This is a genomic window from Kitasatospora sp. NPDC091257 (genome assembly GCF_044757675.1).
Lineage (GTDB): Bacteria > Actinomycetota > Actinomycetes > Streptomycetales > Streptomycetaceae > Kitasatospora > Kitasatospora lactacystinica.
Window position 1 is genome coordinate 1 of sequence record NZ_JBIVVI010000183.1, and the last position, 10,182, is coordinate 10,182.

Consider the following 10,182-nt stretch of genomic DNA (forward strand, 5'->3'; position numbering starts at 1 on the left):
CCCCTCAGCCCCTCCCCGTCACCCGCCGCGCCTACCGCACCGGCGGCCTCGTCCTGGACCAGGTCTGGGAGCTGCCCGAGGGGACCTTGCAGGTCACCGAGTTCATGCCCGTCTCCGGTGCCGAGCGACCCGCCCAGGTGATCCGGATCGCCAGGTGTCTGCGCGGCCGGGTGAGCGTCACCTCCCGCATCGTCGTCGCGCCCGGCTACGGCCGCTCCCACGCCGTCCTGCGCGAGGTCACCAGCCCCGACGGCGTGCGACGCTTCGCCGCCGAGCACCAGGGCACCACGCTGTGGCTGGACGGTCCCGACCACCGGCCCTGGCGACGCGGAGCCGCCGTTGCCGAGACCATCCTCACCGCGGGGCAGGAGGCCGCGTTTACCCTGACCTGGCAGGAGCCCGACGCCCCGGTCCCGCTCGTACCCGACACCGGCCAGGCCCTCATCGCAACCCTGCGGGAGTGGGCCGACTGGAGCGCCAACATCACCTACACCGGGCTCTACCACGACGCCGTCCTCGGCTCGGTGGCCGTTCTCGGCTCCCTCATCCACCGGCCCACCGGCGCGGTCATCGCCGCCCCAACCACCTCGTTGCCCGAGGAGATCGGCGGCGAACGCAACTGGGACTACCGCTACCCGTGGCTGCGAGACTCCGCGCTCACCCTCCGGGAGCTGCTGCGCGCCGGCCGTTTCCTGGAAGTAGCGCGTGCCTGGCGGGCGTGGCTGGTCGACACGATCGGCGACCCGACCTCCGCGCAGATCATGTACCGGCTCGACGGCACCAGCGAGCTCACCGAGACCGTCCTGGACCACCTGCCCGGGTACCAGGGCTCGCGCCCGGTGCGGATCGGCAACGGCGCGGCCGGCCAACTCCAGCTCGACGTCTTCGGGTACGTCGCGGACGCCCTGCTGGCCGCCGAGGACGCCGGACTCGAACCCGATCCTGCCGCCGACGCGCTGCTGCTCGGGCTGGCCGAAGTCGTCGTCGCCACCGCGCACAAGCCGGACCGGGGAATCTGGGAAATCCGCGGGCCCGAGCGCCACTTCACCCACTCCAAGATCATGGCGTGGGTCGCGATCGACCGGACTTTCCGGCTCCTGGAGCGCCGCCCGGACCACGATCGGGCCACCCTGGCCCGCCTGCGCGCGATCGCGGCACTCTTCCACACCACCGTCCTCGCCCGAGGCTACGACGAGGAGCGCAACACCTTCACCCAGTCCTACGGCAGCCGCGAGCTGGACGCCTCCCTGCTGCTCCTGCCGCAGACCGGCTTCCTGCCGCCCGACGACAAGCGGGTGATCGGCACCATTGAGGCTATCCAACGCGAACTCGCCACCTACGACGGCCTCGTGCTGCGCTACCGCACCCACCAGGACGCCGACGCCAACGTGGACGGCATCGCCGGCGAGGAGGGCGCGTTCTTCGCGTGCTCGTTCTGGCTGGTCTCCGCACTCGCCCTGGTCGGCCGCACCGACGAGGCCTGCGAGCGCATGGACGCGCTACTCGCCCTGCGCAATGACGTCGGCATCCTCGCCGAGGAGTACGACCCCGCCACCAGCCGCCAGCTCGGCAACACGCCGCAGGGACTGAGCCACCTGGCGCTGGTCAACGCCGCCGTCGCCCTCGGCGTGCCGTCCGTTCCCGTCCTTCCGCGTCCCCGGACCGGCGCCGTTGCCTCGCTCTGACGACGACCTCATGCCAACCGTCTCCAACCACATCGACGGCACCCAGGTCCACCACGCCGTCCAGGCCGGCCAGATCCGTGACATCCACTTCCATCCCGCCGGACCGCCACAGCAAGTGCCTCGACAACTCGCCGCGGTCAGCAGGGTGTTCACCGACCGCGAGCACGACGTCGCCGCCCTGGACAAGCTACTCTCCGACCTGCCGGAAGGCACCGCTCCAGTGATCGCGATCACCGGGCCCGGCGGGGTCGGCAAGAGCGCCCTGGTCTCGCACTGGGGCCGCCGACACGCCGAGCGATACCCAGACGGACAGCTACTCGTCCAGCTGCGCGCGGGAGGCGTCGACGGTCCGACACCGACTGTCGAGACCGTCCGCTCCCTACTTCGCGGTCTCGGAGACCGTGACGTGGATCAACTCCCCTGGCAAGAATCGGACTTGCGCGCGCTCTGGCGGTCCAGCGCTGCCCCCCGGCGGCTGCTGGTGGCGCTGGAGGACGCCGTCACCGCCGACCAAGTGGTGCCTCTGATCCCCGCCACCAGTACGTGCCTGGTCGTCGTCACCAGCCGCTCGCCACTGCCCGCACTCGCCGCTCTCGGTGCTCACCATCACCAGCTGGGCCCGCTCGCGCCCGTCCATGCCGTCCAGCTGCTCGGCCGGATCCTCGGCGAGGGCCGGGTGCGCGCCGAGCAGGCCGCCGCCGAGGCGCTCGCTCGCGCCTGCGAGGGCAACCCGTTGGCCCGAACTCACCCGCGCCATCGAGCTCTACGCCGACCTCGACGACCGGCGCGGCGCCGGCCTCGCCGAGATCCTCCTCGGCTCCGCCGCCGCCCGCCAGGGCAACACCGACCTCGGCATCCCGCTGCTCCAGCAGGCCGTCGCCGACCTCGAATCGCTCACCCCGCCCGACCCGCTGAACGTGGCCCGGGCGAAGGTCTTCCTGGGCGAGGCCCAGTCCCTGGCCGGCGAGCACGACGTCGCGGCGGGCACCATCAACACCGCCGTGCAGGAGTTCGTGCTCCTCGGCCACCGCCACTGGGCGGCCTACGGCATCGAGCTCCTCGGACAGGCCGCCGAACGCGGCAACCTGCCTGCACTCGCCGCCAGCTGGTACGCCGCCAGCCAGGACCAGTACCGGAACCTGGGCAGCAGCCGCGACGTGGAACGCCTGCAGAGCCAGCTGTTCGAGCTGCGGCCCGAGTGACCCTCGCTCACCGCCCCGCGGCCCGCCCGCTCCGCACGCTGAGCGACGCCCCACCACACCGTCAAGATGGTTCAGCTCAGAGCTCAGGAATGTGAATCGCCATGCTCATCGTCGCCGTGCTGCCGGGCCGGAGATCAGGCCGCTATCGCGGCCCGCAACCGCGCCAAGGCGTCGCCCGCACGCTCCCGGACCTCGGGCAGGCTGCGGCCGGCCCGCAGGACACGCTGGAGCTGGTGCGGCAGGTGGTGGAGGGTCGCCCCGTCGACCGCCGCTCCGAGTTGCTGCGCCGCTCCGGTGGAATCCCCCTTCCTCAGCAGCACCTCGCCCGCGGTGATCGCCGCGATGATCCGCCACTGGGAGGTCGCCGCGAGTCCGGCGACGGGCGCGCGGTCGAGCTGCCGGACGGCCTCCGCGACCCGGCCCGTGCTCATGAGACCCCGGAGCCGGACCTCGTGGAGGGTGAACTCGGAGAACAGGGCGGTGGGCGCCGCCTCGTCCAGGAGACGGTGACCCTCCTCGATCGCGGTGTCGAAGACGACGGCGTTGCCCGCGGCCCCAGCGGCGCGAGCGAGCAGGACGACCGCCTCGGCGCGTTCGGTGGCGGTGCGGGCGGTGTCACGGGCCTGCCCGAGCCGGTCCAGCGCCCGCAGGTGCAACCCTGCTTTGCGGAGCTCGTTACCGTGGTGGCGCAGGGCGTTGGCGTGCAGGCCGGGGTCGCCCAGGCGCCGGGCGACGTTGAGGCCCTTGCCGGTCCAGCGGGCGGCGGTGGCCAGCCGCTCCTCCGGCAGGACATGGCCAAGGGCGACGCCGAGGCCGACCCGGGCCCGGGCGAGCAGGCGCAAGGTGTCGAGGTCGGCGTGGCCGTCGGCGGTGCGGGCCTCCAGGCGGGCGACCAGCGGCCACAGCTCGGCGACGGCCGTGGTGGCCTGGCCGGCCTGGCGGGCGATCTCGGCCAGTCGCAGCACGGATTCGGCGAGCTGGATCACGAGTTGGTGGTCTCCGTCCGCGTCGTCGGTGATACCGAGGCAGTGCGGCGGGAGGCCGAGGCATTCGGCGATGTGACGCAGGGCGCCCAGGTCGGTGATGGTGCGCGAGCCGGTCTCGATGCGGGAGACGTAGCTGGTGGAGTAGCCGAGGACGTCGGCGAGCTCTTGTTGCGGCAGCCCGTGGAGTTCGCGGTAGAGCTGGAGGATCTCGGGCAGGGCTCGGCGGCGCAGGATGTCCTGGGCCCTGGGGGTGGTCCAGTGCCAACGGATGCCGCCGTAGGGGTCGATCCGGGTCAACGGTCAGTCCTGGTGGTGCAGTTCGTACCAGCGGGCGATGGAGTCCTTGTAGCCCTGCGGCATGGCCAGGCCGGGCACCTCGTCGCGGTGGAAGAGGCCGGCTTCCTTGTGTTCGTGACTCACGACCGGGGCCTGGTGCGCGTCGGTGGCGTTGCAGCCGTAGGTGACGATGAAGACCTGGCGTCCGGGGATCGGTTCGTACATCCACACGTCCAGCAGGGGGCCGGCGGTGGCCGTCCAGCCGCTCTCCTCGTGGATCTCGGTGACGACCCGCTCTTCGGGGGTCTCGGTGCCCTCCAGTTTCCCACCCGGCAGCTCCCACTCCTGGCGTTCGTTCTTCAGCAGCAGCACCCGTTGCTGTGGGTCGAGGACGACGCCCTTGATGGAGATCGGGAAGGCCTTTGGCACGTAGGGCTGTTCAGTCTCGTTCATCGCTTCTTCCGAGGCACGCAGACGGGCACGGGCCTGTCGAAGGTAGCAGTCGCGAGCCTCCGCGATGCCCCATGGTCCGGTGATCGCGCTTTGACAATCTGTCACTTTCCATCGGGTGGGTGGGACGTGGAGAGTGTGTCCCCTCCCACCCACTCGGTCCCACGAGGGAGCTTCACCATGCCGTCGTTCAACACCAGTGGCACCAGCGGACACGACTTCGTCACGGGCGGACTGGACGGAGCGGCGCGCGAGCAGGCCGGTGAGGTGTTGCGTGAGGACGGCCTGCTGAGGCTCGCAAGGTTGGGCGGTCGGGACGATGTGCTCGTCACGACCGGCCGGTTGATGTCCTCGTTGTGGCAGCACCGGGATGCCGACCCGGACGGGCTGACCGTCATCCGTGACACCGGCCGCCACAGCGGGCGCCCGGGCTTCGCGGGCCTGGGGCGCGGCGCGCTGGCCCTGCACACCGAGTGCGCGCAGCACCCGGCTCCGCCCCGTCTGCTTTTGCTGGCGTGCGCACGGGCTGGCGACCGCGGCGGTGAGAGCCTGCTGGTGGACGGCCGGGCCGTCCTCGCCGAGCTGGCCACGCACCACCCCGCCGCCATCGAGGCATTCTCCGCCGAGCGAGCCGCGTACTTCGGCGGATCGAGTGGCCACTTCGCCTCGGTGTTCCAGCAGCTGTCCGCCGGGTGGTGGCGGTTGCGACTGCGCCAGGACAACCTGGCCCGGTTCTCCCCCGACGCCCAGGCGCACCTGCCCGTCCTGCGCCAGGCCATCGACCGAAACACTCACCGACTCCGGCTGTCCCCCGGACAGGGCGTCGTGCTGGACAACCACCGTCTGCTGCACGGCCGCACCGCCTTCTCGGGTGAGCGGCTGATACTGCGCGCGCTGGGCGAGCCGCACCCCGCGCTCGGTCTCGGACCCGGCTTCCGCCAGCTGTGGTCCCCCACCAGCCTGTCCACCCCGCACGGGGGCGCCCACGCCGCAGAGTCCGTCGAAGCGCCCGCCCCTGCCGGGCAGTCGGCCGTCGAATCGCGGCGCTGCCGCCCCATCGACTCCTGGTGACGCGGGGCGCACCCGCGCCCCGGCTCCAGGCACCCGCAAGGGAAACCCTCAAGGAGGAGCCACCATGCCTCAGATGATCCCGGCCGAGACCAAGGCCACCACGGCCGCTGCCGTCGGCGACGAGTTCGACCTCGACGTGCGCACCGTCGAGACCACCGACGCGGCCAGCCTGCAGGTCCTCACCGACGACGGCTGCGGCTCCACCTGCGGCGCCTGCACCACCGGCGTGCACTGACCCTCCCGGGTGGTTCCCCGGGACCTGCTCTCGGGGAACCACCCGCCCCATCTCCGAATCCCGAGGTCCGCAGCGATGCGCCCACCCAACCCCAAAGCCGCCTACCGCGCCGCCGACGTGGCGCTCGTACGCGCCGTCGTCTGCCCCGACCTGCGAGTGCCGGCCTGGCCCGACCTCTCGGCCGCCGGACCTGCCGAGGCCCTCCAGCAGGCACAGTGGCTGCGGGCCCTGTGGGCCGACGACCACCTCGCCCGCGCCCTTGAACTGGCCAGCCCGACCCTCTCCGATCGCGTTGCCCAGTTGCTCGGCCACTCGCAACCCACCGTGCGCGAAGTGCGGCGCGCCGCGCTCTCCACCGCCCGCTACCTCCTGCGTGCGGCCGGCCGCGCCACCCCGTTCGGACGCTTCGCGGGTGTGCAGGCGGCATCGTTCGGACCGTCCTGCACGGTGCGTTGGGGCGACCGGCACCACACCGTCACCAGTGCCTCGGAGTCCCTGCTCGCACAGGCTGTCGGCCTGCTGGAGTCCCGCCCCGCCGTGCTGGCACTCCTGGACGTGGCGGCGAACAACACCGTCCAGGTGCGGGGCGATCGCCTCGTCGTCCCCTATCGACCGGTCCCCCGGGCCGGCGGCAGCACGGCCACGGCCGAGACGACACTACGACACACCCGTCCCGTCGCCTTCGCCCTCTCTGCTGCCCGTCTTCCGCTCCGCTTCCGGGACTTGGCCGAATCCGTCCACACCGAGCTCCCCGCCGCATCGGCCGAACAGATCACCGGCATCCTGTCCGAGCTCGTCGCCCAGCGAGTGCTCATCACGAACCTGCACGCTCCGGCGACCGACCCCGCCCCGCTCGGGCACCTCCTCACGGTCTTGTCGAAGATCAGCGCCGAGCACGTCCCCGAGGCAGCCGAGATCCTGACGGACCTCCGGACCGCAGGCAGTCGTCCTCCGGTGACCGCCGTCGACCTCCGACTGGACGCCGACCTGGTCCTCCCCCGCTCGGTAGCTGACGAGGCCGCCCGAGCCGCCCACCTACTGGCCCGGCTCAGTGCCGCGCCCAACGGCACGGCAGCATGGCGGGCCTACCACCAGCGTTTCTACGAGCGCTACGGCCGCGGCACCCTGGTCCCGCTGCTCGACATGGTGGCCGACAGCGGAATCGGCTGGCCCGACGGCTACCCCGGTGCCCGACCCGTCGAGAAGCCGCGCTTCGACAAACGCGACGAGCTGCTCGCCGCGCTCGCCCAGCGAGCCACTCTCGACGGCGCGCGTGAGGTCGTCCTCGACGAAGCGCTGTTGGCCTCCCTCCAGCTGGGCCCGGACGAACCCCGCCTTCCTCCGCACCTGGAGGTCATCACCCGCGTCCACGCCCGCAATCGGGAGACGCTCGACCGGGGCGAGTTCCGGTTGGAGGTGGTCTCGGTGTCCCGGGCCGCCGGTGTCTCGGTCGGCCGCTTCCTCCACCTCCTCGAACCCGAGAACCGGGCTGCCTTCACCACCCTGCTGGCGGACCTCCCGACGGTGGACGAGCACGCCGTCAACGCCCAGATCTCGTTCCCGCCGCTGGATCCCGCCAGCGGGCACGTCGCCCGGAGCCTGCCGACGGGTCGGCTGGTGATCAGCCTCGCCGAGCATCGCATCGCCGCCGAAGGCGTCCTCGGCCCGCAGGACCTGGCGGTGGGCTGCGACGGGCGGCGCATGTACCTGGCGGCACCGGCGCTCGGTGTGCGGATCGAGGCCGCCGCCACCCATGCCCTCAACCTCCGCCACCACACCCCGCCGCTCGCCCGGCTGATCACCGAGCTGTCCCGCGCCCAGAGCGCACAGGTCACCCGATTCGACTGGGGTTCGCTCCACGCACTGCCCTTTCGGCCTCGGCTGCGGCACCGGCGGGTCATCCTCTCCCCCGCCATCTGGCGCCTCACCACCGCCGAGCTTCCCTCCGGCGACGCCTCACAGCGACGGTGGGATGAGGCCCTCACGTCGTGGGCGGAACGGCGCCGAGCCCCGCGGCACGTGATGCTGGCCGCCGACAGCCAGGGCCTGCCGCTCAACCTCGACCACCCCGGCCACCGTGCCTTGCTACGCGACCACCTCCGCTCCACCCCGCACGCTGTCCTGGTCGAGGAGCCCGAACCTGCCGACCTCGGCTGGGCAGGCGGTCGAGCCCACGAGATCGTCGTTCCCGTCACCGTCACCCGGGCGCCGGCGTGGCCGCGCCTGCCCAAGCCCACCCCGAACCGAATCCTGCGACGGAGCCACGGCGAAGCGCCGGGCACCTCCCGCGTGCTGCTCGCCTCCCTCTACGGCGACCTGGAACGCCAGGACTCCGTCCTCGCCCGCCACCTACCCGCCCTCCTGGAGCGGCTCGGCAACCCGAAATGGTGGTTCGTCCGCTTCCGCGACCCGCGCCACCACCTGCGGTTGCGCATCGCCCTACCCGATCCGGCCGCCTTCGGCCCCACAGCCGCCGTGATCAGCACCTGGACCACCGAACTCCACCTGGCCGGCCTGCTGTCCGAGGTCGTGTACCCGACCTCGTACACAGAGACCGGACGTTGGGGCGATGACCCAGCATGGGCCGCGGCGGAGGGCGTCTTCCGCGCCGACTCCGCCGCCGTCCTCGCCCAGCTCTCCCAGAGCGTGCTACCCGGTCGGCAGGCGCTGCTCGCCGCCCACGCGGTCGCCATCACCGCGGGGTTCACCGGCTCGACCGCCGCGGGCCTGCACTGGCTCGTCGACAATGTCCCCAGCCAGGTGCCAACCAACGCGCCCAGGCCGATGTTCCGCGAAGCCGTGCGTCTGGCGGACCCGGCCTACGACTGGGCGGCGCTGCGTGCCGAGCCTGGCGGTACCGCAATCGTGGATGCATGGTCCGCCCGCCACCAGGCGCTCGACTCCTACCGCCGGTTCTTCCCCAGCCCGCACACCGACGGCGTGCAGGCGGACGACGTGCTCGGCTCCCTGTTGCACTGCAGCTTCGTCCGCGCGCACCGCATCGACTTCGACGACGAAGCCCAGGTTCTCTACCTGGCCCGCGCCGCCGCCCTCGCCCGCCTCTCCAGGGACGGTGACCGGTGAACACCCCGCACCCTGCCGTCCGCCTGTCCGACCGGGTCGCCGAACTCCTCGCCGACCCCGAGGCCGTGGCGTCCGCCTGGTCGTCGCGCCCGCAGTGGCGTCAGTCGCTCGCCCATGGCGCGCCCGGCATCGCCCTGCTCCACATCGAGCGCGCCGCCACCGGGCGAGGCCCGTGGGAGCCAGTACGCACCTGGCTGGCCATCGCGGCCAAGGGACCGGTGACCAGCGGCGCGGACAGCTACCTGCACTACGGCGCCCCCGCCTTCGCACACGTTCTCGCTTGCGCCACCCAGGCACGGCCCGGCTCCTACAGCAGCGCCCTCGCCCACCTGGACGACGTCGTCGCCGGCGACGCCCTGCGCCGCTGCGATGAAGCCCTCGCCCGAATCACCCGGGGCGATCTGCCGGTGCTGGCCGAGTTCGACGCCATCCGCGGCCTGGCCGGCGTCTGCGCGGTGCTTCTCCCCCGAGACCCGGACGGCGAGGCGGTCCACCGGGTCCTCGGCTACCTCGTCCGCCTCACGGCCAACGTGAAGCACGCCGGACGAGCGCTGCCCGGCTGGTGGACCATGGACGGACCCTCCGGCACGCCGGACGAGCGGTTCCCCGGCGGGCACGCCAACATCGGACTCGCGCACGGCATCGCCGGCCCACTCTCCGTTCTCTCCCTGACGCTACGGCAAGGGATCGAGGTGGACGCTCAGCGCGAGGCGATCCGCACCATCCTGGCCTGGCTGGAGCGCTGGCGCGATGGCCACGCCTGGCCGTACTGGATCACACGCGCGCACCAGGCCGACCCCGACCACATGCCGCTGGCGCCCCAGCGGCCGAGCTGGTGCTACGGCACCGCCGGCGTCGCGCGCGCCCAACAGCTCGCCGCCCTCGCCCTCGACGACTCCCGTCTGCGCCACGATGCCGAGACCGTCCTCGCTGCCGCGCTGGTGGACCCGAAGGCGCTCGCGGCAACCACCGACTTATCGGCCTGCCACGGCTTCGCCGGGCTCGCCCACATCGCCCACCGCGCCGCCGCCGACGCCCTCCCACACAACGCGGCCCGACTGCGCTCCGCCGCCGCACTGCTCCTCGATACCGCCCATCCGCCGCGCACCGACCCTGACGAACAGGCATCCCACCTCCTGGCGACGGCAGGGCCCGGGTTCTTGGAGGGCGCCGCCGGCACCTCCAGTTCGATC

Annotated in this window: 8 protein-coding genes; 6 read left to right on the plus strand and 2 right to left on the minus strand. The window is 72.5% G+C overall.

Going from position 1 to position 10,182, the window contains the following annotated elements; all coding sequences use genetic code 11:
* Together ACIQOV_RS11620 and ACIQOV_RS11625 are read left to right on the plus strand one after the other, a co-directional pair.
* Positions 1 to 1,685, plus strand: a 1,685-nt coding sequence (locus tag ACIQOV_RS11620) for a glycoside hydrolase family 15 protein (protein WP_401047569.1), incomplete at its 5' end; no start/stop codon positions are given.
* Between the two features lie 10 nt (positions 1,686 to 1,695).
* On the plus strand, positions 1,696 to 2,982 hold the full coding sequence (locus ACIQOV_RS11625) for an AAA family ATPase (protein WP_401047585.1): 1,287 nt from the start codon (positions 1,696 to 1,698) through the stop codon (positions 2,980 to 2,982).
* A gap of 39 nt (positions 2,983 to 3,021) precedes the next feature.
* Here the strand turns inward: ACIQOV_RS11625 and ACIQOV_RS11630 are convergent, their stop codons facing one another.
* Together ACIQOV_RS11630 and ACIQOV_RS11635 are read right to left on the minus strand one after the other, a co-directional pair.
* Positions 3,022 to 4,170, minus strand: coding sequence for a helix-turn-helix domain-containing protein (locus ACIQOV_RS11630; protein WP_401047572.1), 1,149 nt, complete (start codon positions 4,168 to 4,170; stop codon positions 3,022 to 3,024).
* A gap of 3 nt (positions 4,171 to 4,173) precedes the next feature.
* Positions 4,174 to 4,602: an NUDIX domain-containing protein gene (locus ACIQOV_RS11635; RefSeq protein ID WP_401047574.1), complete on the minus strand. Its 429-nt coding sequence runs from the start codon at positions 4,600 to 4,602 to the stop codon at positions 4,174 to 4,176.
* Between the two features lie 177 nt (positions 4,603 to 4,779).
* On the opposite strand from ACIQOV_RS11635, the gene ACIQOV_RS11640 reads away from it, so the two are divergent.
* From ACIQOV_RS11640 to ACIQOV_RS11655, 4 genes are all read left to right on the plus strand, one after another.
* Positions 4,780 to 5,670, plus strand: a complete 891-nt coding sequence (locus ACIQOV_RS11640) for a TauD/TfdA family dioxygenase (RefSeq protein ID WP_401047576.1) — start codon at positions 4,780 to 4,782, stop codon at positions 5,668 to 5,670.
* Positions 5,671 to 5,734: 64 nt separating this feature from the next.
* A complete protein-coding gene (locus ACIQOV_RS11645; RefSeq protein WP_401047579.1) occupies positions 5,735 to 5,905 on the plus strand; it encodes an FxLD family lanthipeptide in 171 nt (56 codons plus the stop codon).
* A gap of 75 nt (positions 5,906 to 5,980) precedes the next feature.
* A complete protein-coding gene (locus ACIQOV_RS11650) occupies positions 5,981 to 8,989 on the plus strand; it encodes a lantibiotic dehydratase (protein ID WP_401047581.1) in 3,009 nt (1,002 codons plus the stop codon).
* Positions 8,986 to 10,182: lanthionine synthetase C family protein (locus ACIQOV_RS11655; RefSeq protein ID WP_401047583.1), on the plus strand; the 1,197-nt coding region annotated here is incomplete at its 3' end. The genes ACIQOV_RS11650 and ACIQOV_RS11655, both read left to right, overlap by 4 nt.

Coding starts and splice junctions, on each gene's coding strand:
- ACIQOV_RS11625 (WP_401047585.1), top strand. CDS start 1,696: ATGCCAACCGTCTCCAACCACATCGACGGCACCCAGGTCCACCACGCC.
- ACIQOV_RS11635 (WP_401047574.1), bottom strand. CDS start 4,602: ATGAACGAGACTGAACAGCCCTACGTGCCAAAGGCCTTCCCGATCTCC.
- ACIQOV_RS11640 (WP_401047576.1), top strand. CDS start 4,780: ATGCCGTCGTTCAACACCAGTGGCACCAGCGGACACGACTTCGTCACG.
- ACIQOV_RS11645 (WP_401047579.1), top strand. CDS start 5,735: ATGCCTCAGATGATCCCGGCCGAGACCAAGGCCACCACGGCCGCTGCC.
- ACIQOV_RS11650 (WP_401047581.1), top strand. CDS start 5,981: ATGCGCCCACCCAACCCCAAAGCCGCCTACCGCGCCGCCGACGTGGCG.